Origin of the sequence: Nonlabens spongiae (assembly GCF_002117125.1) — a bacterium.
Classification (GTDB): Bacteria; Bacteroidota; Bacteroidia; order Flavobacteriales; family Flavobacteriaceae; genus Nonlabens; species Nonlabens spongiae.
Window position 1 is genome coordinate 3118436 of the sequence record NZ_CP019344.1, and the last position, 25141, is coordinate 3143576.

A 25141-nucleotide genomic window follows, 5' to 3' on the forward strand; every position below is an offset into this window, starting at 1 on the left:
TCATGAAATCTATATATTTGTCTATTAAGTTTAAAACTTGATCATGAAGCAAATCTACTTGTGTCTTACGTTGCTATTGTGTGCAAGCCAATTTTCAAAAGCTCAAAACAATATTGATGATGCTAATTTTGATGACTCTATCAAATACAGCATTTTTTACGGTTTGAATTATTCTTTCCTTGAAAATTACGGGAATGATGGATTCAAGGGAGAGCGTTCTGGTTATAACGCAGGTGCGCTTGCTGAGATGCCGTTTGCAAATAAGTGGTCGTTTGAAGCCTCTCTGTTTTTTTCAGTAGTGGGAGAGCAGCCTATAGTTGATGATAGGGTTGTGGCAAGATTTAGAACTTACACCATCAACTTACCGGTACAGTTTAAGTTTTATCCAGGGAAAAACAAAAGTCTCAGTTTCCACATCGGGCCTCAGTTGAGTTACAATTTTGAACCTAAAATATTTGAGAACCAGAATCAAGATTTTAGAACGCTGGAAGATGTTGTAAATACTGGATTTGATGGAACTGCCGGGTTTGGCTATAAATTACCTGGCTTCGGTTTATTTATTAAAGGTACATTCAGCTATGGATTTGCAGATATTTTTGTAAACCAAGATATTTATACTTCTGAGCGTTTCAAAGTGATCCGAATAGATATAGGATACCAATTCTAATTTTTTTCATGCAATTACCTTTCTGATAAATCCAGATGACTGAAATATTCAAGAAAGGTTCTAAAAAGGTTATTAATGCCTGGGCATTTTATGACTGGGCTAATAGTGTTTACTCGCTGGTTATAAGCAGCGCGATATTCCCATTATTTTACTCTGCAATAAGTAAAGATGCCTTTGAAAATGGTAACGTTCCTGATGTACTAGCTGACTTCAATAATGAGTCCATTATAATTATAGTCTCTGCGATAGGCTTTATAATTGTAAGCATACTGTCGCCTATACTCTCTGGTGTGGCAGATTATAGTGGGAAAAAGAAAACATTTCTCAAGCTCTTTTGCTATCTGGGTAGTTTTAGCTGTATAGGTCTAGCTTTTTTTAGTTTTGACTATTTATACTTGAGCTTAGTCATTTATGTACTGGCGCTCATTGGTTTTTGGGGTAGTCTGGTTTTTTATAATTCATTTCTGCCAGATATAGCACACCCAGATCAACAAGATGGTGTAAGTGCTCTGGGCTTCTCCATGGGATATATAGGTAGCGTTCTATTGCTTGCTCTTTGCTTGGGTCTCATTATGTCTGGGATCTGGCCAGAGGAAGGCTTTTTTCCCTATAGTCCCATCCTAGAATTAGACGCTGTTCAGTTTTCTTTCATTTTAGTAGGAATCTGGTGGATGGGATTTGCGCAATATACTTATGCATACTTACCTGAGGGAGTTTCAAAAGATCGTACGGGAGTAAAGAGTATTTGGACCAGCGGTTTCAAAGAATTAGGTAAAGTTTACAAACAGTTGATGCAAAACCTGAGTATGAAGAAATACCTAAGTGCTTTTTTCATCTACAGCATGGCGGTTCAAACGGTTATGTATGTAGCTACGTACTTCGGTACTGAGGAGGTGGTCTGGGAAGGTATTGACCAGACTTTTGGCCTTATTGGAAGCATTCTCCTCATTCAATTAGTAGCTATTCTAGGAGCCTGGCTGGCAAGCTTGCTTTCTAAGCAGATCGGTAATATCAAAACACTCATCGTTATCAATGTAGTATGGATGCTGATCTGTGTTTACGGTTATTTTGTGATAACACCCATTCAATTTTTCATCACTGCTGGATTTGTAGGGCTGGTAATGGGATCCATTCAGTCGCTCTCCAGAAGTACTTATTCAAAAATGCTCCCTGAAACCACAGATACGACCAGCTTCTTCAGTTTTTACGATGTTGCAGAAAAAATAGGCATTGTCATCGGTATGCTGTTGTTTGCAATAGTTGGTGAAATCACGGGAAGCATGCGCGGCCCTATTTTATTTTTGATCGTATTCTTCATCATAGGAGTAATTATACTTTCCACCATTCCTACTTTAAAAGTCAATAAGGAATCTGAATAGCGAGTTTTAAGTCTCGCTTTCGCGAAAGCGTATTCAAAATAAACCTCTTATAGCTCCACCGTCCTTCTTTCAAGGAGTTGAATATTGCTGATCAACCGTTCCCTGACCAGATTCATCATGCGTTTGTTAAGTGCGCTAGAGTTCTGGATGTAGGTTTCATATTCAGCCAGGGTGAATTGACCTATGATAATGCCTTTAAGGCTGTTTCTAAACTTTTGATCACGGTTTACCGCATTCTCGATGTAGTCGATTCTTTTTGGGGCAGTAAGACCATGGAAAACATTCTTGTGCTTGCGGATGTAATTTCTGAAAACTTCGATCAATAAGTCGTTTTGAAGCTTAACGATAGGTCGTAAAGTCTGATTTTGAAAGCGCTCCTCACTACTCATTTTCTCATGGATGAGCATGCCTGGAATTTCAGGTCTTAGAGCTACTAGGTATTCATCTCGATTTTTCATCACGGCAGTTTTGTCTAAATTACAATTCTGTTTTGTCTATAAGGGTCGTGCTTGAAACGGCTTCTTAACAGGATTGTTAACAGCAAGCCGATTATTAAGGCTATTATCAACAATGAGGTCGACGCATTATATAGTTTTCAACTTAAACTTAGATTTATACTACAGCTAATTGTTAAACTTAATCTAGTTGATTGCCTATTTTTACATCTTAAACACAGAATATGCGCGTACATTTCATCGCGATAGGCGGTAGCGCCATGCATAATCTTGCACTGGCACTTCATCATAAGGGTTATAGAGTAAGCGGCAGCGACGACACCATTTTTGAACCCAGTAAATCGAGACTGGAACGGCAGGGTTTGTTGCCTGAAGAATATGGCTGGTTTCCAGAAAAGTTGACGGAAGATCTAGATGCGGTAATCTTGGGTATGCACGCAAAACCTGATAACCCTGAATTGTTGAAGGCTCAGGAGCTTGGTCTGAAAATCTATTCCTATCCAGAGTACCTTTACGAGCAATCAAAAGAAAAAACCAGAGTCGTCATAGGTGGTTCTCACGGCAAGACCACTATAACCAGTATGGTACTGCACGTTTTACACTATCACGGTCACGAGGTCGACTATATGGTAGGTGCCCAACTGGAAGGCTTTGATACGATGGTTCACTTAACTGATGAAAATGAGTTTATCATCCTCGAGGGAGATGAATATCTTTCCAGTCCTATAGACCGTCGTCCTAAATTCCATTTGTACAAGCCTAATATTGCTCTTATTTCCGGAATTGCTTGGGATCATATTAACGTATTCCCTACCTGGGAAAATTATGTGTATCAGTTTGAAGTTTTCGTAGATAAGATGAAAAATGGGAGTATACTGGTTTATAATGAAGATGATCCCACTGTCAAAGAAATCGCTGAAAATGCCACCCAACCCACGAGAAAACATCCATATACTATACCTGAGCACGAAATCATAGATGGGATAACCTATCTAGAAACACCTGAAGGCTCAATGCCGGTAGAGGTTTTTGGTAAACATAATTTGAGTAATCTTGCTGGTGCAAAGTGGATCTGCCAGCACATGGGAGTAGATGAAGAAGATTTTTATGAGGCCATAGCAAGTTTCAAAGGAGCGTCTAAAAGACTTGAAAAAATAGCTTATGACAGTGACACGGTAATCTTTAAGGATTTTGCCCACTCACCAAGCAAAGTAAAAGCAACAACTGCTGCAGTCAAAAATCAATATCAAAATCGCAAACTCATTGCTTGTCTGGAACTGCACACGTACTCCAGCCTCAATCCTGAATTTTTAAAAGAATATGAAGGCGCATTAAACCAAGCTGATGAAGCTGTCGTTTTTTACAGTCCAGATGCGGTAGCGATAAAAAAGCTAGATCCTGTAAGTGAATCTCAGATAAAAGATGCTTTTCAACATACGGACTTGATCGTTATGACCGATCCTAAAGAATTTAAAAACTGGTTGTTTCAGCAAGGTCTAGAAAACAAAACGGTTTTGCTTATGAGCAGCGGTAACTACGGTGGTCTTGATTTTGATGAGGTCAAAAATTTAATAGCAAAATAAAGTCTCGCAATTTGTCAAAATACAAACACAAACACTCAAAAAAATCGTTTGATAAAGGCGTTCAGGCAAAGAAACATCTAGGTCAGCATTTCCTCAAAGATGAAGGCGTGGCGTTGCGTATCGCAGACTGTTTGAGTTATAAAGGTTATGATCAGGTACTTGAAATAGGTCCCGGTACAGGTGTTTTGACAAAGCACGTTTTGCGCAAAAATATCAAGGTCACTGCGATGGAACTGGATAGTGAGTCTGTCGTTTATTTGAAACACAGTTTCGGGCTAGAGCATCCCAAGATCGTTAGCCCAAAGACTTTTGAGGTGATAGAAGCTGACTTCCTTAAAGAAGATCTTTCTGAAATCTATGGAGATCGAAGTTTTGCGATTATAGGCAACTTCCCCTACAATATTAGTACGCAAATTGTTTTTAAGGCGCTGGAATATAGAGACCAGGTCATTGAATTCGGTGGTATGTTTCAAAAAGAGGTTGCTCAACGCATTTGTGCACCACATGGTTCAAAAACCTATGGAATTCTATCTGTTTTGTCTCAAGCTTACTATGACGCTGAATATTTGTTCACCGTAAAACCTGGAGTGTTTAATCCACCGCCCAAGGTGGATAGTGGAGTGTTACTGCTTTCGCGAAAGCAAGACTACAACAATCTACCCTGCTCTTATCAAACGCTAAGCAGAGTTGTAAAACTAGCCTTTCAACAAAGGCGTAAAACTTTACGTAATTCATTGAAATCGCTTAATCTGCCTGATGGATTGCGGGAAGACAAAATTTTTGATTTAAGACCAGAACAAATTAGTGTTGAAGACTTTATTGGGTTAGCTGCGCGCATAGAGAAACTATCCTGAAGTATCATTCTTGATTTAAATATAATTCCTAGGTCTAAATACTATATTTGTAGCTAAGCCCAGTCGTCATGCAGTTTGCTATATCAGAAGATTTTCTTGACAAAATAATAGGTTTGATTGAGCGCGAGGATCGTGCCGAGCTCACGATTATTTTGCAAGATCTTCACTTTGCTGATATCGCTGAGATCATAGACGAGCTCAATCTTGAACAGGCAGTCTTCTTAGTTAAGTTACTGGATTCTGAAAAAACATCTGAAGCTCTTATGGAGCTGGATGAAGATCAGCGAGACCGTGTACTTAATGCACTCAGTCCTAAAGAAATTGCTGGAGAGTTAGGTGAGATGGATACTGATGATGCCGCAGATATTCTTAATGACCTTCCTGATGACGTTGCACAAGAAGTCATCAACCAGATGGAAGATGAGCAGCACATCGAGGATATCGTGGACTTGTTGCGCTATGATGAGAACAGCGCAGGTGGTCTCATGGCAAAAGAATTGGTTAAAGTCAATGAGAACTGGACAGTCACTGGCTGTGTAAGTGAAATGCGCGCACAAGCTGAAAATGTGACCCGTGTCCATTCCATTTATGTAGTCGATAATGGCAATAAACTAAAAGGGAGGTTGTCGCTCAAAGATTTACTTACCAGTAGCGAGAGTACACCCATTAAAGAAGTTTATATACCTAAAGTAGATAAGGTAAATGTTAATACCACGGGTGAAGAGGTTGCTCGTATCATGCGTAAATACGATCTAGAGGCCATTCCAGTGGTTGATGAACTGGATCGTCTAGTAGGTCGTATAACCATTGATGACATAGTAGATTTCATTACTGAAGAGGCAGAAAAAGATTACCAGCTCGCCTCTGGTATATCACAAGATGTTGAGGCAAATGATAGTATTTGGGATTTGACTAAGGCGCGATTACCCTGGCTCGTTCTTGGACTAGTGGGTGGAATAGGGGCTGCCGCCATCATGGGGAGGTTTGAACACATGATTGCAGAGCATGCCATACTATTTCTGTTTACACCACTTATTGCGGCCATGGCGGGCAATGTAGGTGTACAATCCAGTGCTATTATCGTTCAGGGTATTGCAAATGATGATTTAAAGGGAAGTATAGGGAATCGACTATTGAAAGAGGTGCTGCTAGCCATGCTTAATGGCTTTATCCTAGCGATCTTACTATTTGCCTACACGTTCATTACAGAGGGTGGGATTCTCACCGCTTCAGCCATTTCTGTATCTTTGTTTGCGGTAATTATTGTTGCGGGTCTCATTGGAACTTTTGTACCACTTTTTTTGCATAAGCGTGGAATTGATCCAGCTTTGGCAACGGGACCATTTATAACGACCAGCAATGACATTTTTGGAATTTTGATTTATTTTATGATCGCTAAGACGATTATAGGCATTTAAAGTGTGGATGAATCTTGCGCTTTCGCGAAAGCGGAATTATCTAAGATTACTGAGAGATTAAGATCCCTTTAAAGCTAAAAAGTCTAGTCAACACAAATCAGTATTCATGAATTCCAATATTGTAAGAAAATGAAGGCAGCCGGAGTTAGAGAACTGAGAAAAGAACTGGAGTACCGCAGTCAAGAAGATCTAGTGAAAATCATCCTGCGCCTATCGCGTTTTAAAAAGGAGAATAAAGAGCTTCTTACTTATTTGCTTTTTGAGGCAGAGGATGAGCAGCATTACATAGAAGGTGTCAAATCCCATATTTCACAATCACTCGAGACGATCAATACATCTAATTTGCATCGTGCTAAAAAGGCTGTGCGTAAAGTGTTGCGAGAGACTAAAAAGTTCATTCGGTACTCTGGAGATAAGGAAACCGAGGTGCAATTACTCTTGCATTTTTGTACTGAAATGATTGATCAACATCAAAAATTATTGCGTAGTAAAGTATTGAGGGATTTAATAGAGCGTCAAAAGTTATTGATCAAAGTACGCATTTCAACACTTCACGAAGATCTACGGTTTGATTATACCCGCGAGTTGAACTTAATGGATTAAGAATTTTTCGCAAAAGAGGCCTCCAGGGGGTTAAGGGAGCATTGACCTTTAAGCTTAAACTTAATCTTAATCTTATACTTCTTCAGCCTTCTTGCTGCTCATTAATCTTCAAACTGATCAACATAATTCCAGAAAGGACACTTACACATAGAGCTGCTACGATACTAATCACTGCGACCTGACTTTCTCCAACTAAGAGATTAGCAAAATTCAATTTTGTGGCATTAAAAACAATGCTCAAAATTGATAATACAAGTATGATGTAATAAACAATCTTCATTAAAATAGTTCTTTAATATTAGTCGCAAAAAGTTTGACAGCTATCGCTAGCAAGATAACACCAAAGATTTTTCTCACTACACCTATACCTTGTTTACCTAGAACTTTCTCGATGCGGCCGGAATTTTTCAGCACAATAAAAACAAATACGATGTTGAAGATAATAGCCAGGATGATGTTGATCGCAGCATATTCTGAACGTAGAGAAAGAACAGAAGTCAAAGTTCCTGCTCCAGCAATCAAAGGAAAAGCTATAGGAATGATGGCGGCAGTTTCTGGAGCGTCATCTTTATAGAGTTGCACTCCTAGAATCATCTCAAGGGCAATGAAAAAAATGATGAATGCACCTGCCACGGCAAAACTATTCACATCAATACCGATAAGTTTGAGCATGCTCTCACCTACAAACATGAATACGATCATAAGGATACCTGCGACAATACTAGCTTTCTCACTCTGAATATGCCCCACTTTGCGCCTTAAATCAACTATAATAGGGATGCTGCCTATAATGTCTATTACGGCAAATAAGATCATAGTAGCTGTAAAGATCTCTTTAAAACTGATCGCTGCAAAAAAGTCATAAAATCCAGAAAAATCCATAACCCTTGGTTTTCAGGGCGCAAAAGTACTTCTATTTTAAGGATAGGTATGTTTACATTATGGTTAAATATTTAAGAAGATTGCTTGACTAACCTACCACACCATTTTGTAAAGCTCAGCATCACTTTGAGCCTCATCTTCACCCAGTTTTATAGCCGCTGCTTCGCTGCTTAGATAAAATACCTGTTTGCCTTTTTTATCTTTGTAGGCGTAAGGGATAGCTTCTACTTGAGCACCGTTCTTGATGGGTAATTCATAATTTGACGTGATTAGATTATCGCGATATAGTGCAACTTGGAGTGTTAATTCATTCATGTATTCTAGGAATAGAAATACCTCTTAAATTTTTTATGTGAAAAATAAGGTACTAAAGTCCGAAACATGTTGTTTTTAGTTTTCTAAGATGTATAATTGAAATCCTGAGCGATTGCACTATTACATTGTTCCTGTTTTAGAAATAAACTCGTTGTTTTAAAGGATTTATGAATAGATATTTGTTTTTAATCATACTGTTGCAAACCATTTCATCATTAGCTCAAAATGAAGCTAACATTTGGTACTTCGGGCAAAATGCTGGCCTTGATTTTAATGGTGGAGTTCCCGTCCCAATAGATGATGGACAATTAAATACTAATGAAGGTTGCTCAAGTATTTCAGATGAGAATGGTGATTTGTTGTTTTATTCAGATGGAATAACGGTTTGGGATCGTAACCATTTACCGATGCCTAACGGTTCTAATTTGTTAGGAAGTCCTTCAGCCACTCAATCTGGCTTAATTGTTCCTCTGCCAAACTCAACGACTATTTACTACATTTTCACTTTGGATAACGTAGCCAATGACAACGGGTTGCGATATAGTGTTATAGATATGAGTTTAAATAATGGTTTGGGAGATGTGACTAATGAGAAAAATATATTGCTCATTACTCCCATTAAAGAAAGTATAACTGCTGTTAACCAAGCAAACGGTAATGATGTTTGGGTGGTGACTCACGGCATGTTTAATGATGAGTTTTATTCGTTTTCAATTACCGATCTTGGAATAGATACTAATCCTGTAGTTAGTGCTATAGGACATACACCTACTAATAATCTTGAAGCCATAGGAGGTATTAAGCTCTCTCCGAATGGGAGTAAAATTGCAATTGGGTATGCAAACAGCGCTATTTTTGAGCTTGGAAACTTTGATATTAGCACTGGTCGGGTTTCTGAAATTATTACATTTGATAGATTTGCCACGTCACCGGTACCCAATAATTATGCATATGCATTTGAATTCTCTCCAAATAATAAATTGTTATATCTTAACAATAACAATTTAGGATTATTCCAATATTCTATACAGAACTTTACAGAAACGGAAATCCTAAATACTGAAGTACCTATAAGTCTAAATTTAAGCTTAGGACCTGGAAGTGGATTGTTTTACGGTCAACTTCAACTGGGTCCGGACGGAAGAATATATAGTGCGATTTCTGCGAGATCCAGTCTAAGCGTTATCAACAATCCGAATGAAGTTGGAATGCTATGTGATTTTCAACTAGACGCTGTAAGGCTTGCTCCCGGAACTCAAAGCAATCAAGGTCTCCCACCGTTTATCACCACCTATTTTTTTACTACCATTAATGTGGAAAATGTCTGTGTAGGTGATTCCACTTTAATTTCTTTAAATACTCAAAGGGATGCTTTACAAGTAGAATGGGATTTTGGGGATGGAAGCACTGGAACAGGGGTCGATGTAAGTCATAGCTATTCACAAGAGGGCAACTATGTTATTACAGCTGAGGTTTTTATCAATTCTCAAACTTTTACATTTAGCAGAACAATTTCTGTAGGTACGACCCCCACAGCAACAACACCTCCAGATATTGAAGCCTGTGATGACAATGGCTCTGGTCTGGCCCTATTTGATTTAACCAGTAATGACTCATTTATATTAAACGGTCAGGACCCCAACGCTCATCGAATTACATACTATGAAAATAGATCGGATCTCGATAATGGGTTGTCTATTATTGAACCAGATTTATTTATGAATACTCAGGCTCAGACTACGCAGAGGATTTTTGCCCGTGTTCAAAACACTATGGGAGATTCTCAGTGTACTCAAACAACCAGTTTTGAAATTAAAGTCAGACAAAGTCCAGAAACTGGAATGATTGAACCTATTACTTTATGTCCTGATGAATCCATTCAGTTGACGGTAAGTTCATCATTTGATAGGATAGAATGGTCAAATGGATCCAGAGGACCATCCATAGAAGTCAACGAGCCTGGAAGTTATACCGCAGTGGTAATAAATGACTATAACACGATTAGCTGCAACACAGAAGTGACATATGAAGTTATAGAGCCTGAGTTGGTGGATTCATTTGAGGTGCTTGTTGAAAATTGGTCTATAAACAATAATTCAATTGAGGTTGTAATTCCTGATCAAGACGACTATGAATTTGCTGTAAATTTCGGGCCTTTTCAAGATTCGCCGATTTTTGAAAATCTTAGGGCAGGTGTTTATGAGGTATTGGTACGAAGCAAATATGATTGTGCTGAACTCTCTCAACTAGTGAACGTATCCACCTTTCCAGGGTTTTTTACTCCCAATGATGATGGTTACAATGACATCTGGAATGTAAACAACCCTAATCCGGATGAAGATTTACAAATTTTCATCTTTGATCGCTATGGGAAATTTCTTGTTGAGATTAATTCTAACGGAATAGGGTGGGATGGTAACCTTAACGGACAGCCTCTGCCTGCATCAGATTATTGGTTTAGAACGGTACTTACAAGTGGAAGAGAATATAGGGGGCATTTTACTTTAAAACGGTAACAGGATAAACTTACCAAACCATCTTGTAAAGCTCAGCATCACTTTGAGCTTCATCTTCACCTAACTGAATGGCAGCTGCCTCACTGCTGAGGTAATACACTTGTCTACCGTTATTTTCTGTGTAGGCGTACGTTATAGCTTCTACCTGAGCGCCATTTTTTAGGGGTAATTCATACTTTTCGCCAAACTCAAAACCCCCATTCTTATCTACCACTTTTACCACAAACGGTATCAAATTAGAACTATAGCCACACAAAACAATGGTGTCTTGACGATCAAAAGTGGCTCCTGTAATTAATCCTTTAATAGGATGGCTGGTGATTCTTTCGGCTTGTTGTTTTGAACTATTCTTATTGATGCGATAAACGACGGTTGAAAGTTCTTTCCAGTCTTTAGAGAATACAAACAAATAATCGCCTACCGAAACTAGGGACTCTGCGTCGTATGGATGACGTTGCTCGTTTTTTTCAAAGATTGTTTGATCAGGATATTCAATATGCATTTTAGAAACATCAGCATCTTGATTGCCCAAGGATTCAAGTAGAGTCTTATAAATAGTCAAATCTCTACGATCTCCATAATTATTTCCTATATCGGCGATGTATAGATACTTCTCGTCGCGGCATATATCCTCCCAATCGATAGCTTTCATCTTATTAAATTGGGTTTGCCTAATGCCGTTGCCTAAAGTGTCTAGAAAATAAATACGCGGTAGATCCCCACTATCGTTGTGGGTTATAATTTCACCGTCGAGGTATTCTAGGCCTGAGGTTTCTGTGTATTTCTTGTTGAGAATGGTTATCTTTTCAAATGCGAAAGGCAAACTGGATTGATCTGATTTTTCCGAGGTCTGAGATATAACTTTTGCGTTTCTGCATCCTACTAGAAAAATTACACTTACTAGAATGGTGAAAAATGGTTTCATATTGCTAAGATGCGAAATGAGCTTGGAAATTGTATTTTCGAAAAGTTAAGTTGTTAAATATGTTGCTTAGAACGAATTTAGTGGAGCGGTCGAGAAGTATAATTGATCTCGATATCAAAAAGTTCTCGATACAATTTCTCGTTGCCTCGAAATCACTCGAACTGACAACACTATGATTTTACATTTTAGCTGGCTTTTCTCAAGTGTCACTTCGATTAAATTTTACCGCGACGATATGAGCGGTTAAATTTGTACCCAGACGTAATAAGCACCTCGATACTAATGGTTATCGATACAATTTTCTCTAGCTTAGCTCGATAAATCACTATAACTTGCACAAAAAAACCACCCTCAAAATGAGAGTGGTTCCTAAAATGTATTGCTGTTAAGAATTAAGCGAGGCTTACTCTCTTAAATCCTACTACGTCAGCATTTTTTGAGTCTACATACTCAGCGACCGTTTTCTTATCGTCCATGATGAAGTTTTGGTCAAGCAAAGCTTGTTCTTTATCAAGAGAAGAGTTGTCTGCGATGTAACGATCAATCTTTCCAGGAATGATGCGATCCCAGATTTTTTCTGGTTTACCTTCATCGGCAAGTTCTTTTTCAAATCTCGCTTTCGCGGAAGCGATAGCATCATCAGTCAACTGTGATCTAGAGATAAACTCTGGTACGTTTTTAAGAGGTTTGCCCAAACGTCCCAACTCGATATTATCTTTCTCGATAGCAGCGATACGAGCCTCAGTCTCAGCTTGTACATATGCTGGGTCAAAATCTTTGTAAGAAAGGGTAGTGGCACCCATAGAAGCAACCTGCATTGAAACAGATTTTGCCACTTCTTCTTGATTCTCGCTATTTGTAGAAAGACCAGTTAAAGCACCGATTTTGTTACCGTGTACATAACCGCCTACAAATGGTGCCTCTAATACTTCAAAACCACCTATCTCAAGTTTTTCACCTATTACTCCAGTCTGCTCAGTAAGCTTTTCTTCAACCGTCATATCACCTAGTGATGCAGAAAGAAGTTCTTCTTTAGAGTTGCACTCGATAGCTTTATCACCTATCTGGTTTGCAAGCTCTACATAAGAGTCATTCTTTGCAACGAAGTCAGTCTCACAGTTCAGAGAGAAAACAACACCTCTCGTGTTATCATCATTGATCTTTGCAACAACAACACCCTCAGCAGTCTCACGGTCAGCACGCTTAGCAGCTACCTTTTGACCTTTTTTTCTAAGGATCTCGATTGCTTTATCAAAATCACCTTCAGCTTCTACGAGGGCTTTTTTACAGTCCATCATACCAGCACCGGTGGTCTTTCTCAATTTACCTACGTCAGCAGCAGATATTTTAGCCATTTTTATATGTTTTAGTCTAGCTGTGCTAGGGGTTATTTATTCTTCTTCGTCTTTAGATTCAGCAGTCTTCTTAGCTTTCTTTTCAGCTTTATCTTTAGAAGATTGTTCATCATCATTTTTAGAACTCTTACGCTCTTGGTGACCTTCGATGATGGCATCAGTAGCCGCCTTCACAATAATATCGATAGACTTGCTCGCATCATCATTTGATGGGATCACAAAGTCGATCTCACGAGGGTTAGAGTTAGTGTCAGCCATTGCAAAAATTGGAATACCCAATTTCATAGCTTCTTTTACTGCAATGTGCTCACGTACTGTGTCCACGATGAAAAGAGCTGCAGGCATGCGAGTCATGTCAGAGATAGAACCAAGGTTTTTCTCTAGCTTAGCTCTCATACGGTCTACTTGAAGACGTTCTTTCTTAGAAAGTGTCTCGTAACGACCGTCCTTCTTCATGCGATCAACCATAGCCATTTTCTTAACGGCTTTACGGATGGTTACAAAGTTAGTAAGCATACCACCTGGCCATCTTTCTGTGATGTAAGGCATGTTAGCATTACCAGCGTGCTCTGCTACGATATCTTTTGCTTGCTTCTTAGTAGCAACAAAAAGGACCTTGCGACCAGAAGCAGCAATCTTGCGCAATGCATTTTTTGCTTCTTCAAGCTTTGCAGCTGTTTTGTAAAGATTAATGATGTGGATCCCGTTACGCTCCATGTAGATGTACGGAGCCATGTTAGGGTCCCATTTACGGGTAAGGTGACCAAAGTGCACCCCTGCGTCAAGAAGACTCTTGACTTCTGTGTTATTTGCCATGTTTAATAGTTTACGTTCTGTCGATAGCAATAATCAAGTGGTTGCAACGCTCTCGCGCTGCGCGCCTTAATCATTTAGATGCTAAACTAGCTCTGGTGGCAACCAGGCGTGACAGCAAATTAAAAAAATATAAAAAAGAACAAATCCCGATCAATGTGTGAAATGATCGGGATGAAAATTGTTTAACGTTTAGAGAACTGGAATTTCTTCCTTGCTTTCTTCTGACCAAATTTCTTACGCTCGACCATTCTTGGGTCACGAGTCATAAGACCTTCTGGTTTTAATGCTTTGCGATTCTCTTCATCAAGCTCTACAAGAGCTCTTGAGATCGCAAGTCTTACAGCTTCTGCCTGACCCGTAATACCACCACCATTTACGTTGATGCTTACATCATAGTTACCCATGGTTTCCGTAAGCTGGAAAGGTTGAGTTACCTTATACTGCAATACACCAGTGGTAAAGTAGTCTTTAAGATCTTTCTTGTTAACCGTTACATCTCCTTTACCTTCAGAAAGATAAATTCTGGCTACGGCTGTTTTTCTACGTCCTATTTTGTGTAAGGTATCCATATTACTTTACCTCGTTAAGATTAATAGTTCTAGGCTGTTGTGCTTCTTGATCATGTTCTAATCCCACATAAACCTTTAAGTTACGATAGATCGCACTTCCAAGTTTGTTCTTTGGCAACATCCCTTTAATGGCATTTTCAACCACTCTTGCTGGATCTTTGTCATAAAGCTCCTGAGCAGTAAGACTACGCTGACCACCAGGATAACCTGTATGTCTTAAGTAGGTCTTGTCGTTCCACTTGTTACCACTCAACTTGATCTTCTCAGCGTTGATGATTATGACGTTGTCACCACAGTCTACGTGAGGAGTGTAGTTAGTCTTGTACTTTCCTCTCAAAAACTTGGCAGCGATAGATGCCATACGTCCCAAAGGCTGGTCAGCCGCATCAATCAATACCCATTCCTTGGATACTGTCGCGCTGTTTGCTGATACCGTTTTATAACTTAAAGTATTCACCTTGAAATAATTTTATTGCGTGTTCAGATTTTAGATGCTAAAATCGGGCTGCAAATGTAATCTTTTTAATTTGATTGACAAGTAACTGCGTTTTTTTTATCAAAGTATTTAAAGGCATATTTTAAAATAGAGACGCCGTTCTCAACAATTGATTTGTGATTTGTGAAGTTCTCGCTTTCGCGAAAGCGAGATAAACACTCACTTTATGCTACTCTTTAACCTCAACACCTTTCCAAAAGGCAACGTAATCTTTAATTTCCTCGGCCGCATGCTTTGGGTCTGGATAATACCAAGCCGCGTCTTTACTTTCCTTTCCATCTACGGTGATGTGATAATAGCTGGCAATGCCCTTCCATGGGCATTTTGTGTGCGTATTGCTTTCAGAAAAGTAATTTTCTTTGATACTACTTGCCGGAAAGTAGTGATTCTTTTCAATTACGATGGTGTCATCGCTTTCTGCAATTACTTGATTGTTATAAATAGCTTTCATTAGGCTTTATCGATTTTTACTGGTAAAGGTGTAATTTTTAAAAAGCTTCTGATCATCTTCATAGATGCTCGAGATCTCAAGCCCTGCCTCACTGGCTAACCAATCCACCACCTCGTCATCATATTTTTGAGAGACTTCTGTATGGATGGTTTCCCATTTCTTGAATTCTACTTTAAGGTCGAGATCTTTAATGTGTACCTTACAGGGTTCAGTAGCAAGTAAAAAACTCTTAGCGGTACCGGTTTCTGGATCGTAGGATTCCCAGTGGTCAAAGTCATTTACGGGAAAATCTGCTGACATCTCCTTATTGAGTCTATGCAATAAATTGCGGTTGAACTCCTGAGTAACCCCAGTTTTATCGGCATAGGCGTTCTGGATGACAATAGGGTCCTTTTTCTGGTCAAAGCCCATAAACAAAGAGTCTTGGGGAGACATAAGCTCTCTTATCTGATTCAAAAAATCAATCGCTTCAGGGTGTTTAAGATTGCCTATATTAGATCCCAGGACCAATATGAGCTTAGGTCGTTTATTATATCGCGCCAGGTCTTTCAAAACATTAAAATATAACCCTTGTTCACCCTGAACATCCATTTCTGGCCACTTTTTCTTGAGAGATTTAGTTAATTCATCAATACTGTGCTTGCTTATATCAATAGGTATATACGTGAATTCTACTTGATCCTTGTGCAGCTGTTCCAGTAATAACTTTGTTTTCTTACCATCTCCAGCACCCAATTCTATTAAGTCAAAACCACCGTTTACCTCAAACTTGCTGCTGATGTCTTTTTTATACTTATCGATGATGTTGTATTCAGCATTAGTTAGATAGTATTCTGGTAGGTTCATGATCTGCTGAAAAAGTTCATCACCGCGATCGTCATAAATATATTTTGAACTTAAGTACTTAGGATAAGAGGTGAGACCTTCTCTCACGTGATCTTTGAATTCTTGAATAAAGCTTTCTTGTTTGGTCATGCCAATTGCGTGATTGGGGTTAGGGTTAAATAGAATTGATTCTTAACTGAAAAGTAGATTTATAGAGATTTTGCGAGTCTAAGTCCAGTAAATTGCCATCTAAGATAAGAATGAAAGAAATTACGGTAGGTTTTTCGCACATGATGGTCGGGAGTTGCGATGGAACTACCACGCAATACTTTTTGATTTACCATAAATTTTCCATTGTACTCACCCAGCGCTCCGTCTGGTTTTGAATAGTTGGGGTAGGGTAGGTAGGCGCTCTCCGTCCATTCCCACCTCTTGCCGTAGTCAAATTTTGACGAGGCGACTTCCCACTCAAATTCTGTAGGCAAGCGCATACCTTTCCATTGTGCAAAGGCAAAAGCCTCGTAGTATGAAATGTGGGTCACGGTCGCGTTTGGGTCGATTGCCTTTGCACCGCCTAGCAGGTATTGTTTCCAGACACCATTTTCCTGGAACCAATACATGGGATGCTGAATATCGTTCTTCTTAACCCAGTCCCAGCCCTCAGTATGCCATAACAATACGTTAGCATAGCCACCGTCATTAATGAACTCCAGCCACTCTCCATTGGTCACCAATTTGTTTGCAATTGCGTAGGGTTCTAAAAATACACGATGCCTGGGTAGCTCATTATCATAACAAAAATCCTCGCAGTCGTGGCCTATGTGATAGATACCATCTTTTATCGAGATAAATTCAGTTTTGCTGTTTTCAATAAACTCCTCACTTTCCACTTCACCATAAACTGGTAACAGTGGATTATTCCCGAGAATATATTTAATATCAGTAAGTAACAATTCTTGATGCTGCTTCTCGTGATGAATTCCTATTTCAAGGATGTGTCGATTATCTTCATCGAGGTGGTTTTTGCAAAATTCCTTCATCGCCTCTGTGACATGCTGGCGGTAGGCATAAACCTCCTTGACGCTGGGCCGGCTTAGGTTACCTCTATCGGTTCTTACCACACGTTTTCCCACGCTCTCATAATAGCTGTTGAATACATACGCATATTCAGGATGGTAGCGTTTGTAGCCCGGTATAAAAGCGTCGAGCAAGAACTCTTCAAAAAACCACGTGGTATGACCCAGGTGCCATTTGGGTGGCGATACATCCACAATGGGTTGTACCACATAATCTTCCGTTTGTAAAGGTTGACACATTTCCTCGGTACGGGATCGTGTAGACAGGAAAAGTTCGCAGAGTTGAGCTGTAGGAATCATTCTCATCAAATGTAGGATGAAAAATAGAATTCCGCTTTCGCGAAAGCGTTAACATAAACCTAAACCAGCTCTAGTGTCTCTCGCCGCCGTATCTAATACTATATTTTAATTGAAAAGATAGTCGTAGAGGAACGGGTGAACCATCGCTTCCTACTGCTGGCTCTATTTCTGGAAGTGTTTTAATGACGCGCTCCACCTCTTCACGGATTTTCTCATGTTTGTTTACCACCTTCACATCAGCTGGACGTCCCGAAGGGTCTACGGTAAGATAAATATGAATGTTGAGTACGCTCTCTTGTACGCCAGGCAAATTGGCAATGCGGTCATCCATATTTTCTACTATGTAATCCATTATGGATTGTTGCAAGCACTGAGCAAGTTTTGAATTATCAGAGCCTTTGCAGCCGGGATATACGGCCACCTTTGTAATTTCTAATTCTGATCCGCCCATTAAATCACTTATCTCCTCAGAGGAGAGCGGTCGGTAAAAAACATTCTTAACCTCGTCGCCGTCCAAAATGAGTTCATAGCGTAGCACGGATCTGAAACTAGACGATACTCCATAATTCTGAACGTCTTTTGGCATATTCATACGTGGCAATGTAAGGTTTGCCATATCCAGTGCATCCAGCGAGGCAGACTCGCCTTTGGTATGGACAAAATTCCCATCTTCATCAAACAACAGGTTAAGACCTATATAACAGTATATCTTGCCATCAACCTGCTCCATGGGTTCAAAATAATCTTTAGGTAGATTTTGAAGATAAAATTGCGCAAGCTTATTATTCATACAGCGCGCTTTATTCTTTGCTCTGATACAGCCCGGATAGACTAAGTCAGCGTAAACCGTGTTCTCAAAAATCTGAGACTGAGTGGTCATTGAAAATAAAGCTAATGTGATGGCAAGTAAAGTTTGTTTCATTGTCTTATAGTTTGGGCAAGGGTTTTATTTTTTATTGCTTTCGCGAAAGCGTAAATAACTAACCTTAATAAAAACTAAGGTCGATTTTCAAAATCTTTGTCAAATTCTCGATTGTAGTCAGAAGTTACCGGCTTCTCTTTTCTCTTCTGAATAAAATAAATGATCAGTACAACCACTGATGCTAGAACGCCAAAGATGATAAAGGTGATGATCCCACGCGCTGTGCTGAAGAAATTATGGGTACGCTCCTGCTTTTGTTGCTCGGCATTACGCAGCTTTTCATTCTCTTGAAAAATAGAATCCTGTTTTTTCTTGGTCTTTTTTATTTCAAGATTGATTGCTGTGTTTTTGGGAGCGAAATTTCGTTCTCGCGCCTCGCTCAAGGAAATACTGAGAGGGATACCCTGCCGGTGTTTAGTAAGTGGTAGAACAGTAAATTCTCCCTGTTTTGGAAAAATCGCTCTCCTGCCGTTGTGTTGCTGGCGGTATAACAGCGAGTCTGACTGTTCATCACGTACCTCGATCATAAAATAATGAACATTGCGATGTGCTTTCCACCGCAGTTCTATTTCTGATCAAGTCTCTAACTCTTTAATGTTTAAATCCCTTACATATAGACGCTTAGCAACAGGCAGTGAGGTGGTGTCTATTTCATAGTTAGCATACTCTTGTGCATTAAGCACAGAGGTGAGGGCTAACCAGCAAGTGGTAATGGTGAATTTTAGGGTTGAGATGGGTAAATGGTTTGGGTTGTAAAATGTTTTATACTGCTACGATTCCTTTTATCGCTGGGTGTGGATTGTAGTTCTCAAGGGTAAAATCTTCATAACTGAATGAAAAAATGTCTTTAACTTCTGGATTGATACGCATTTCTGGGAGTGGTCTACAATCTCTGGTTAATTGTAGCTTCACCTGATCCATCAAATTATTATAAATATGCACATCGCCGAAGGTATGAATGAAATCTCCAGGCTCAAAACCACAAACCTGAGCCATCATCATGGTCAGTAAAGCATAGCTTGCAATGTTGAAAGGGACGCCTAAGAAAACATCTGCGCTGCGCTGGTAGAGCTGACAACTCAATTTGCCATTTGCTACATAAAATTGGAAAAACGCATGGCAAGGTGGTAATGCAGCTTTGCCTTCAGCAACATTTTGAGAAAAACTTTTATTTGTATCAGGCATCACGCTGGGATTCCAAGCGGTCACCATCATGCGGCGGCTGTTTGGATTATTTTTGAGTGTTTCTACCACTTCTTTGATCTGATCGATTCCCTCGCTGTTCCAGTTGCGCCATTGATGACCGTAAACGGGACCTAAGTCACCATGTTCATCTGCCCACTCGTTCCAGATACGTACTTTATTCTCTTGAAGGTACTTTATGTTTGTATTGCCTTTCAATAACCACAAAAGTTCATAGATAATAGATTTGAGGTGAACTTTTTTTGTTGTGACAAGGGGGAAGCCTTCAGCGAGGTCGAAACGCATCTGGTGACCGAAAATGCTGCGCGTTCCCGTTCCAGTACGATCTCCCTTATCGACACCTTCATTTATAATAAGTTTCAGAAGATCATGGTATTGTTGCATGCTATCAATTTAGTTTTGAAAAATAAATTCCTGAGGCATTACTTCCAAATCTACCTTCTTTTTAATTCAATTAGTTTTCAACTTGGATGAATCTCTTGCATTTCAAGACTCCTGCAGTAGGCACGATTATCTTATTTTAGAAGACTTAATGAAGGATTCTGCCCATGAAATGGCACTGTCCATGCTCCCAAAGAAACTGAAAGAGCCTGTGTAAAAGTGTTTGTTCTAAAGATGCTTGATCGCGTAATTTCTGACCTTGACCTACGATAGCGATCCCTGTCAACTTTTTGGGATTAATGAGCTTATAGATTTCTGGTTTGATATTACAAAAAAGTGGTCTTTTAGAGATGTTAACAATCTTTTTGGTTTTATAAAACTCATGGATTTCAGTAAACATCTTCTTGACACTTACGGTATTAATTTAGGCGGGATCATTGAAATCGCTTATTACATAGTTTTCAAAACAGTAAATATCCCCTAAAGAGTAATCTAACTTTTTTATGTAGCCAGAGAATTCCAAAGAATTGTTTTATGAAATTGATTAGGTTGCCTCAAAGACAAAAGTGGATCGAAAAAACCTAATAAGATCTTAAAATTACTATCCGAATAGCATTCCCGCTATAGTTGCGGTAAGAAGTGCGGCGCAGGTTCCACCTATAAGAGCTTTGATACCAAAAGCCGCAAGATTCTTGCGCTGACCTGGAGCTAGAACTCCTATACCTCCTATCTGAATACCGATTGAGGCAAAGTTTGCAAAACCACATAGAGCATAAGTGGCAATCACTATTGACTTTTGATTCAATATCTTTCCTGCGACCTTAAGATCCTTTAAAGATCCGTAAGCGATAAATTCATTTAGGATCGTTTTCTCGCCGAGTAACTGACCTATTAAAACAATATCATCTACCGGTACACCTATAATCCACGCGATAGGGGCAAAGAGGTTACCTAATATATTGAAGAGAAAATGAGGTGTAACGACCATCTGTATAATCTGTAATAACACCATTTAACCCGGTAGCATCACCTATCAAGTCTCCCAAAAACCAGTTGAATACAGCGATCAATGCCGTGAATACGAGAAGCATAGCCCCAACGTTTACAGCCAGCTTAAGTCCATCTATGGTACCTTTTGAAATCGCGTCTAGAATATTAGAACCGATTTTATCCTTAGAAACATTCAAGGATCGATCAACATTCAGTTCTTTAGATTCTGGATAAAGCATTTTTGCAATCACGATCGCTGCAGGGGCACTCATGATTGAGGCCGTAAGCAAGTGTTTTGTGAAAAGGATTTGTTGAGAGACATCATCGCCTCCTAGAAATCCTATGAAAGCCGCCAGCACTCCACCGGCAATAGTGGCCATACCACCTACCATGAGACAAAGCAGTTCTGACTTCGTCATTTTCTCAAGATAGGGCTTGACCACAAGAGGTGCCTCAGTCTGTCCTATAAATATGTTTGCCGCTGCTGCCAGAGATTCTGCACCACTTAATCGCATGGTTTTGCTCATTACCCAAGCAAACACATAAACTACCTTTTGCAGAATACCTAAATAATAAAGTACTGAGGTAAATGCAGAGAAGAAGATAATCGTAGGCAGAACCTTGAAAGCAAAAATATATCCTATGGAAGAGGTGTCGTCAATTAAACTACCGAATAGAAATTCAGCACCTGCCTCGCTCGTATTCAAAAAGGCTACGATTCCTTCAGAGATTCCTTCAAAAATACTGGCTATAAATCCTACTTTGAGTACGCCTAAAGCAAATACTATCTGCAGGGATAATCCCACGGCAACCAGTTTCCAATCGATGTTTTTCCGGTCTTTGCTTAGTAGAAATGCAAAAGCTAATATGAATGCTACTCCTATTAGTCCACGATAAAAACTTTCAAAACTAAAACCTAAATTCTCTGAGATCGCGACATTGGTATTTTTCACAATGCTGGTCTTAACCAGGTTGTAAGATCCTAACTGACCGTCTAGAGCTAGCCGATCTTGATCCAGTCCTAGATCAAATTGATACACTTGATTCTCATTAGAAGATGGAAATAATGCTAAAAAGTTATTTTGAAGCATAAACTTTCCCTGTTGATTCAAACTATCAGTAGATGCGTATAGTTTATAATTTTGATTTGTAAAAACTAGACTATCAACATTGAACTCAGCCTGTGACCTCTCTTCAATGATCCATGTCCCTTGAAGATCAATTATTTCTTGTGCGACTAGAGAGTCACTATTGCTAAAAATGAAAAAGCAGAAAAATAGAAATTTGAAATAGGTATTCATGAGTCTAGAACTATCGTTTTGAAATCTCGTCCCTCAATCTTGCGGCCAGTTCGTAATTCTCGTTATTCACGGCATCCTCTAGCATCTCATTGAGTTCCTTGATTCCATATTTGGAATAATCTGTAGCTCCAGATTCTTTTATAAGATCATCGATAAGCTCGTCCTCATCATCAACATCAACAGCCTCTAATTTTTTATCAGGGGTAATTTGCTGCTGGATACCTGCTTCTTCAAGAATATTCTCGTATGTAAAAACAGGTGCCTTGAAACGTACTGCAAGAGCGATGGCATCACTGGTACGGGCATCAATAATTTCTTCGATTTTGTCTCTCTCACAAATTAGGCTACTATAAAATACTCCATCGACTAATTTATGGATAATCACCTGTTTGACTAAAATGTCATACCGCTCTGCAAATGTTTTAAATAAATCATGAGTGAGTGGTCGTGGTGGACTGATCTCTTTCTCTAGAGCGATGGCAATGCTTTGTGCTTCAAAAGCTCCTATGACTATAGGTAGCTGTCGGTCACCCCCTACTTCTTTCAGCACTAGCGCGTATGCTCCGTTCTGAGTTTGACTATAGGAAATGCCTCTTATATTAAGTCTCTTTAGACTCATTTAGTAATGATGGAGTTAAAAAAAAGCTGTGCAAAAATGAGGTTTTTCTCTTATTGCACAGCCTTAAATCTAAGAATTCTTAACTAAATCTAAATTTGTGTTAGGAATTTGAAGCTTTAAAAGCTTTTAATTTTTCTGTCAGAGCAGGAACTACTTCAAATGCATCACCTACGACACCGTAATCTGCAGCCTTGAAGAATGGGGCCTCAGGATCAGAATTGATTACGACTTTAGTTTTTGAAGAGTTGATTCCAGCAAGGTGCTGTATCGCTCCTGAAATACCTATGGCAATATACAAGTTAGATGCCACTGGCTTACCTGTTTGACCTACGTGCTCACTATGCGGTCTCCATCCCATGTCACTCACTGGTTTAGAGCAAGCGGTCGCTGCACCTAGAACATCAGCGAGTTCTTCCACCATGTTCCAGTTTTCTGGACCTTTGAGTCCACGACCGGCACTTACCACGATTTCTGCGTCTGCGATGGTAACTTTATCTGTAGCTTTATCAACCGATTCTACTTTTACTTTAAAATCGCCTTCTTCTATGCTAGGTGCGAAATCCTTAACTTCACAATCCACTGCGTTTTCTTTAAGACCGTAAGCGTTTTTACTAAGACCTACCAGCTTTCTATCAGTAGTAATTGATGTGTTTGCAAAAGCTTTATTAGTGAAAACGTTTCTTTTTACGGTAAATGGATCTGCGCTGGATGGTAATTCCACCACGTTAGATACATAACCTGCATCTAGGTGAACGCTGAGTAATGATCCCAAGTAACGCGCATCTGCACTGGAGCTTATAACCACCACCTTCGCATCTTCTGCCTTTGCTGCTTCAGCGATAGCTTTTGCATAGGCACTAGCTGTGAATTTCTCTAATGCACTATCTGTTACGTTGTGAAGTCTATTTACGCCGTAAGTTCCCAAGTCACCGGCACCTTCTGCATTAAATGCAACGGCGGCAACATCAGTACCCATCATATCTGCAATTCCTTTTGCATAGCTGGCTACTTCATAGGCGGTTTTCTTGAACTTTCCGTTTTCTGATTCTGTATATACTAAAACTGACATATTTCTAAAATTTTGTTTGTGGTTTTCTCGCTTTCGCGAAAGCGAGATCTTTTACAATCTACTTATTTGATTAAATAGCTTTTGCCTCGTTGTGAAGCAAGTCGATGAGTTTATCGAGATTGTCGGCATCTACCAATGTTACTTCTCCCTTTGGTGCTGGTTTCTCAAATGATTGAGTCGCAGTCTCACTATTGCTATCTACGGCAGCCTTTACGTTCAATGGCTTCTTACGGGCCATCATGATACCACGCATGTTAGGTATACGTAAGTCGCTTTCTTCTACCAGTCCTTTCTGACCTCCTATAACTAGTGGTAATGTTGTGCTTACAGTTTCTTTACCGCCGTCTATCTCACGCACTGCAGTGGCTTTATTACCGTCGATTTCTAATGATATACAAGTGTTTACAAAGCTTGTGTCAGTCATGGCAGCTACCATACCTGGAACCATACCACCGTTGTAGTCGATTGATTCTCGACCGGCGATCACTAGATCGTAGCCTCCATCTTTTACCACAGCTGCAAGTTGTTGAGCCACACTATAACTATCTGTAGCTGGCATATCTACTCTTATGGCAGAGTCTGCTCCTATCGCTAGGGCTTTTCTCAAAGTAGGTTCTACTTCTGGACCACCTACGGTAACCACCTCTACGCTGGCCTGTTGTTTTTCTTTGAACCACATGGCTCTAGTTAAACCAAACTCATCGTTAGGATTAATGACAAACTGTACACCATTTGTGTCAAACTCCTTATTATCGTTAGTGAAGTTGATCTTTGAGGTAGTATCTGGTACGTGGCTGATACAAACTAAAATCTTCATATTTTAAGGTTCTTTTTTTAACAAATTTTCAAACGTTTGCGAAGATAAGCAAATTCACTAAATAAACTATGCGTGCATAATAAATTTATTTAGACGGTTTTTGGAATTCTTGACTAGTCAAATAATTGAAACCCCTGATTTGATAAGCATTTATCGCCTAATTATGAATCTTGATTCCTTTTATCGTTAGTCACTTATTCAGCAAAAACTTGAGGTTATTTTCCTTAAGTTCATCTTCAAAATTCAAGATTGCAATTAGGTAAAAATACCGCTGCCTAACCACATTAAGCATTTTATTTTATTAAAAAACTAAGCCTTATAAGTGTGGGGTGTTTTATTTTTGGCTTCTTGAAT

The 25141-nt window shown here is 39.4% G+C and carries 28 protein-coding genes; 8 read left to right on the forward strand and 20 right to left on the reverse strand.

Features of this window, described 5'->3' with window-relative positions; all coding sequences use genetic code 11:
* The first annotated feature begins 43 nt into the window (after nucleotides 1-43).
* Entirely contained in the window at nucleotides 44-667 is a 624-nt protein-coding gene (locus BST97_RS14275; RefSeq protein WP_085767872.1) for a porin family protein, read from the forward strand.
* Between the two features lie 35 nt (nucleotides 668-702).
* Nucleotides 703-2046, forward strand: coding sequence for an MFS transporter (locus BST97_RS14280; RefSeq protein WP_085767873.1), 1344 nt, complete (start codon nucleotides 703-705; stop codon nucleotides 2044-2046).
* Nucleotides 2047-2093: 47 nt separating this feature from the next.
* Here the strand turns inward: BST97_RS14280 and BST97_RS14285 are convergent, their stop codons facing one another.
* On the reverse strand, nucleotides 2094-2504 hold the full coding sequence (locus tag BST97_RS14285) for a glyoxalase (protein WP_085767874.1): 411 nt from the start codon (nucleotides 2502-2504) through the stop codon (nucleotides 2094-2096).
* Between the two features lie 221 nt (nucleotides 2505-2725).
* On the opposite strand from BST97_RS14285, the gene BST97_RS14290 reads away from it, so the two are divergent.
* The 4 genes from BST97_RS14290 to BST97_RS14305 all read left to right on the forward strand — a co-directional run bounded on the left by BST97_RS14290 (nucleotide 2726) and on the right by BST97_RS14305 (nucleotide 6959).
* Nucleotides 2726-4084, forward strand: a complete 1359-nt coding sequence (locus tag BST97_RS14290) for a UDP-N-acetylmuramate--L-alanine ligase (protein WP_085767875.1) — start codon at nucleotides 2726-2728, stop codon at nucleotides 4082-4084.
* 11 nt (nucleotides 4085-4095) lie between these two features.
* On the forward strand, nucleotides 4096-4938 hold the full coding sequence (rsmA, locus tag BST97_RS14295) for a 16S rRNA (adenine(1518)-N(6)/adenine(1519)-N(6))-dimethyltransferase RsmA (protein ID WP_085767876.1): 843 nt from the start codon (nucleotides 4096-4098) through the stop codon (nucleotides 4936-4938).
* Nucleotides 4939-5006: 68 nt separating this feature from the next.
* The gene (gene mgtE / locus BST97_RS14300; protein WP_085767877.1) at nucleotides 5007-6356 is read left to right on the forward strand and encodes a magnesium transporter; all 1350 of its coding nucleotides are present in this window, start codon (nucleotides 5007-5009) and stop codon (nucleotides 6354-6356) included.
* A 129-nt stretch (nucleotides 6357-6485) separates the two neighbouring features.
* Nucleotides 6486-6959, forward strand: a complete 474-nt coding sequence (locus BST97_RS14305; RefSeq protein WP_085767878.1) for a hypothetical protein — start codon at nucleotides 6486-6488, stop codon at nucleotides 6957-6959.
* 82 nt (nucleotides 6960-7041) lie between these two features.
* Here BST97_RS14305 and BST97_RS14310 read toward each other — a convergent pair whose 3' ends face one another.
* The 3 genes from BST97_RS14310 to BST97_RS14320 form a co-directional block, all read right to left on the reverse strand.
* Nucleotides 7042-7239 (reverse strand): hypothetical protein, encoded by a 198-nt coding sequence (locus BST97_RS14310; protein WP_085767879.1) that lies wholly within the window; start codon nucleotides 7237-7239, stop codon nucleotides 7042-7044.
* Entirely contained in the window at nucleotides 7239-7841 is a 603-nt protein-coding gene (locus BST97_RS14315) for a MarC family protein (protein ID WP_085767880.1), read from the reverse strand. Before BST97_RS14315 ends, BST97_RS14310 begins: the two co-directional genes overlap by 1 nt.
* Nucleotides 7842-7934: 93 nt before the next feature.
* The gene (locus BST97_RS14320) at nucleotides 7935-8156 is read right to left on the reverse strand and encodes a hypothetical protein (RefSeq protein ID WP_085767881.1); all 222 of its coding nucleotides are present in this window, start codon (nucleotides 8154-8156) and stop codon (nucleotides 7935-7937) included.
* Nucleotides 8157-8323: 167 nt separating this feature from the next.
* On the opposite strand from BST97_RS14320, the gene BST97_RS14325 reads away from it, so the two are divergent.
* A complete protein-coding gene (locus BST97_RS14325) occupies nucleotides 8324-10672 on the forward strand; it encodes a T9SS type B sorting domain-containing protein (RefSeq protein WP_085767882.1) in 2349 nt (782 codons plus the stop codon).
* Nucleotides 10673-10682: 10 nt separating this feature from the next.
* Here the strand turns inward: BST97_RS14325 and BST97_RS14330 are convergent, their stop codons facing one another.
* The 11 genes from BST97_RS14330 to BST97_RS14380 all read right to left on the reverse strand — a co-directional run bounded on the left by BST97_RS14330 (nucleotide 10683) and on the right by BST97_RS14380 (nucleotide 19994).
* A complete protein-coding gene (locus BST97_RS14330) occupies nucleotides 10683-11597 on the reverse strand; it encodes a hypothetical protein (RefSeq protein WP_085767883.1) in 915 nt (304 codons plus the stop codon).
* A gap of 392 nt (nucleotides 11598-11989) precedes the next feature.
* Nucleotides 11990-12952 (reverse strand): translation elongation factor Ts, encoded by a 963-nt coding sequence (gene tsf, locus BST97_RS14335; RefSeq protein ID WP_085767884.1) that lies wholly within the window; start codon nucleotides 12950-12952, stop codon nucleotides 11990-11992.
* 36 nt (nucleotides 12953-12988) lie between these two features.
* On the reverse strand, nucleotides 12989-13768 hold the full coding sequence (rpsB, locus tag BST97_RS14340; RefSeq protein ID WP_085767885.1) for a 30S ribosomal protein S2: 780 nt from the start codon (nucleotides 13766-13768) through the stop codon (nucleotides 12989-12991).
* 182 nt (nucleotides 13769-13950) lie between these two features.
* The gene (rpsI, locus tag BST97_RS14345; protein ID WP_085767886.1) at nucleotides 13951-14337 is read right to left on the reverse strand and encodes a 30S ribosomal protein S9; all 387 of its coding nucleotides are present in this window, start codon (nucleotides 14335-14337) and stop codon (nucleotides 13951-13953) included.
* A 1-nt stretch (nucleotide 14338) separates the two neighbouring features.
* Nucleotides 14339-14794: a 50S ribosomal protein L13 gene (gene rplM / locus BST97_RS14350; RefSeq protein WP_085767887.1), complete on the reverse strand. Its 456-nt coding sequence runs from the start codon at nucleotides 14792-14794 to the stop codon at nucleotides 14339-14341.
* A 208-nt stretch (nucleotides 14795-15002) separates the two neighbouring features.
* Entirely contained in the window at nucleotides 15003-15284 is a 282-nt protein-coding gene (locus BST97_RS14355) for a DUF427 domain-containing protein (RefSeq protein ID WP_085767888.1), read from the reverse strand.
* Nucleotides 15285-15290: 6 nt separating this feature from the next.
* Complete coding sequence (locus tag BST97_RS14360) at nucleotides 15291-16259, reverse strand: L-histidine N(alpha)-methyltransferase (RefSeq protein WP_085767889.1); 969 nt, start codon at nucleotides 16257-16259, stop codon at nucleotides 15291-15293.
* A gap of 59 nt (nucleotides 16260-16318) precedes the next feature.
* Nucleotides 16319-17485, reverse strand: coding sequence for an ergothioneine biosynthesis protein EgtB (egtB, locus tag BST97_RS14365; protein ID WP_085767890.1), 1167 nt, complete (start codon nucleotides 17483-17485; stop codon nucleotides 16319-16321).
* Nucleotides 17486-17555: 70 nt separating this feature from the next.
* Nucleotides 17556-18407, reverse strand: coding sequence for a hypothetical protein (locus BST97_RS14370; protein WP_085767891.1), 852 nt, complete (start codon nucleotides 18405-18407; stop codon nucleotides 17556-17558).
* Nucleotides 18408-18481: 74 nt separating this feature from the next.
* A complete protein-coding gene (locus BST97_RS14375) occupies nucleotides 18482-18934 on the reverse strand; it encodes a FeoB-associated Cys-rich membrane protein (protein WP_085767892.1) in 453 nt (150 codons plus the stop codon).
* A 235-nt stretch (nucleotides 18935-19169) separates the two neighbouring features.
* Complete coding sequence (locus tag BST97_RS14380; RefSeq protein WP_085767893.1) at nucleotides 19170-19994, reverse strand: thymidylate synthase; 825 nt, start codon at nucleotides 19992-19994, stop codon at nucleotides 19170-19172.
* A gap of 256 nt (nucleotides 19995-20250) precedes the next feature.
* On the opposite strand from BST97_RS14380, the gene BST97_RS14385 reads away from it, so the two are divergent.
* On the forward strand, nucleotides 20251-20475 hold the full coding sequence (locus BST97_RS14385; protein ID WP_085767894.1) for a hypothetical protein: 225 nt from the start codon (nucleotides 20251-20253) through the stop codon (nucleotides 20473-20475).
* A gap of 117 nt (nucleotides 20476-20592) precedes the next feature.
* Here the strand turns inward: BST97_RS14385 and BST97_RS16190 are convergent, their stop codons facing one another.
* The 5 genes from BST97_RS16190 to BST97_RS14405 form a co-directional block, all read right to left on the reverse strand.
* Nucleotides 20593-20979 carry a nucleoside transporter C-terminal domain-containing protein gene (locus BST97_RS16190; RefSeq protein WP_245833588.1) on the reverse strand — a complete coding sequence of 129 codons (387 nt, stop codon included), beginning with the start codon at nucleotides 20977-20979 and terminating at the stop codon, nucleotides 20593-20595.
* Nucleotides 20939-22282 carry a NupC/NupG family nucleoside CNT transporter gene (locus tag BST97_RS14390; RefSeq protein WP_245833590.1) on the reverse strand — a complete coding sequence of 448 codons (1344 nt, stop codon included), beginning with the start codon at nucleotides 22280-22282 and terminating at the stop codon, nucleotides 20939-20941. Before BST97_RS14390 ends, BST97_RS16190 begins: the two co-directional genes overlap by 41 nt.
* Nucleotides 22283-22292: 10 nt before the next feature.
* Nucleotides 22293-22901, reverse strand: a complete 609-nt coding sequence (locus tag BST97_RS14395; RefSeq protein ID WP_085767895.1) for a bifunctional nuclease family protein — start codon at nucleotides 22899-22901, stop codon at nucleotides 22293-22295.
* A 100-nt stretch (nucleotides 22902-23001) separates the two neighbouring features.
* Nucleotides 23002-23970 carry an electron transfer flavoprotein subunit alpha/FixB family protein gene (locus tag BST97_RS14400; protein ID WP_085767896.1) on the reverse strand — a complete coding sequence of 323 codons (969 nt, stop codon included), beginning with the start codon at nucleotides 23968-23970 and terminating at the stop codon, nucleotides 23002-23004.
* A gap of 70 nt (nucleotides 23971-24040) precedes the next feature.
* Nucleotides 24041-24787: an electron transfer flavoprotein subunit beta/FixA family protein gene (locus BST97_RS14405; protein ID WP_085767897.1), complete on the reverse strand. Its 747-nt coding sequence runs from the start codon at nucleotides 24785-24787 to the stop codon at nucleotides 24041-24043.
* Nucleotides 24788-25141: the final 354 nt, after the last annotated feature.

Excerpts from the sequence above, each read along its gene's own strand:
- BST97_RS14395 (WP_085767895.1), bottom strand. The coding sequence starts at position 22,901 with ATGAGTCTAAAGAGACTTAATATAAGAGGCATTTCCTATAGTCAAACT.
- BST97_RS14355 (WP_085767888.1), bottom strand. The coding sequence starts at position 15,284 with ATGAAAGCTATTTATAACAATCAAGTAATTGCAGAAAGCGATGACACC.
- BST97_RS14370 (WP_085767891.1), bottom strand. The coding sequence starts at position 18,407 with ATGAAACAAACTTTACTTGCCATCACATTAGCTTTATTTTCAATGACC.
- BST97_RS14405 (WP_085767897.1), bottom strand. The coding sequence starts at position 24,787 with ATGAAGATTTTAGTTTGTATCAGCCACGTACCAGATACTACCTCAAAG.
- BST97_RS14310 (WP_085767879.1), bottom strand. The coding sequence starts at position 7,239 with ATGAAGATTGTTTATTACATCATACTTGTATTATCAATTTTGAGCATT.
- mgtE (WP_085767877.1), top strand. The coding sequence starts at position 5,007 with ATGCAGTTTGCTATATCAGAAGATTTTCTTGACAAAATAATAGGTTTG.
- BST97_RS16190 (WP_245833588.1), bottom strand. The coding sequence starts at position 20,979 with ATGGTCGTTACACCTCATTTTCTCTTCAATATATTAGGTAACCTCTTT.
- BST97_RS14325 (WP_085767882.1), top strand. The coding sequence starts at position 8,324 with ATGAATAGATATTTGTTTTTAATCATACTGTTGCAAACCATTTCATCA.
- BST97_RS14275 (WP_085767872.1), top strand. The coding sequence starts at position 44 with ATGAAGCAAATCTACTTGTGTCTTACGTTGCTATTGTGTGCAAGCCAA.
- BST97_RS14285 (WP_085767874.1), bottom strand. The coding sequence starts at position 2,504 with ATGAAAAATCGAGATGAATACCTAGTAGCTCTAAGACCTGAAATTCCA.
- BST97_RS14315 (WP_085767880.1), bottom strand. The coding sequence starts at position 7,841 with ATGGATTTTTCTGGATTTTATGACTTTTTTGCAGCGATCAGTTTTAAA.
- BST97_RS14390 (WP_245833590.1), bottom strand. The coding sequence starts at position 22,282 with ATGAATACCTATTTCAAATTTCTATTTTTCTGCTTTTTCATTTTTAGC.
- BST97_RS14375 (WP_085767892.1), bottom strand. The coding sequence starts at position 18,934 with ATGATCGAGGTACGTGATGAACAGTCAGACTCGCTGTTATACCGCCAG.
- BST97_RS14360 (WP_085767889.1), bottom strand. The coding sequence starts at position 16,259 with ATGACCAAACAAGAAAGCTTTATTCAAGAATTCAAAGATCACGTGAGA.
- rpsB (WP_085767885.1), bottom strand. The coding sequence starts at position 13,768 with ATGGCAAATAACACAGAAGTCAAGAGTCTTCTTGACGCAGGGGTGCAC.
- BST97_RS14280 (WP_085767873.1), top strand. The coding sequence starts at position 703 with ATGACTGAAATATTCAAGAAAGGTTCTAAAAAGGTTATTAATGCCTGG.
- BST97_RS14400 (WP_085767896.1), bottom strand. The coding sequence starts at position 23,970 with ATGTCAGTTTTAGTATATACAGAATCAGAAAACGGAAAGTTCAAGAAA.
- egtB (WP_085767890.1), bottom strand. The coding sequence starts at position 17,485 with ATGATTCCTACAGCTCAACTCTGCGAACTTTTCCTGTCTACACGATCC.
- BST97_RS14305 (WP_085767878.1), top strand. The coding sequence starts at position 6,486 with ATGAAGGCAGCCGGAGTTAGAGAACTGAGAAAAGAACTGGAGTACCGC.
- BST97_RS14290 (WP_085767875.1), top strand. The coding sequence starts at position 2,726 with ATGCGCGTACATTTCATCGCGATAGGCGGTAGCGCCATGCATAATCTT.
- tsf (WP_085767884.1), bottom strand. The coding sequence starts at position 12,952 with ATGGCTAAAATATCTGCTGCTGACGTAGGTAAATTGAGAAAGACCACC.
- rpsI (WP_085767886.1), bottom strand. The coding sequence starts at position 14,337 with ATGGATACCTTACACAAAATAGGACGTAGAAAAACAGCCGTAGCCAGA.
- BST97_RS14380 (WP_085767893.1), bottom strand. The coding sequence starts at position 19,994 with ATGCAACAATACCATGATCTTCTGAAACTTATTATAAATGAAGGTGTC.
- BST97_RS14330 (WP_085767883.1), bottom strand. The coding sequence starts at position 11,597 with ATGAAACCATTTTTCACCATTCTAGTAAGTGTAATTTTTCTAGTAGGA.
- BST97_RS14320 (WP_085767881.1), bottom strand. The coding sequence starts at position 8,156 with ATGAATGAATTAACACTCCAAGTTGCACTATATCGCGATAATCTAATC.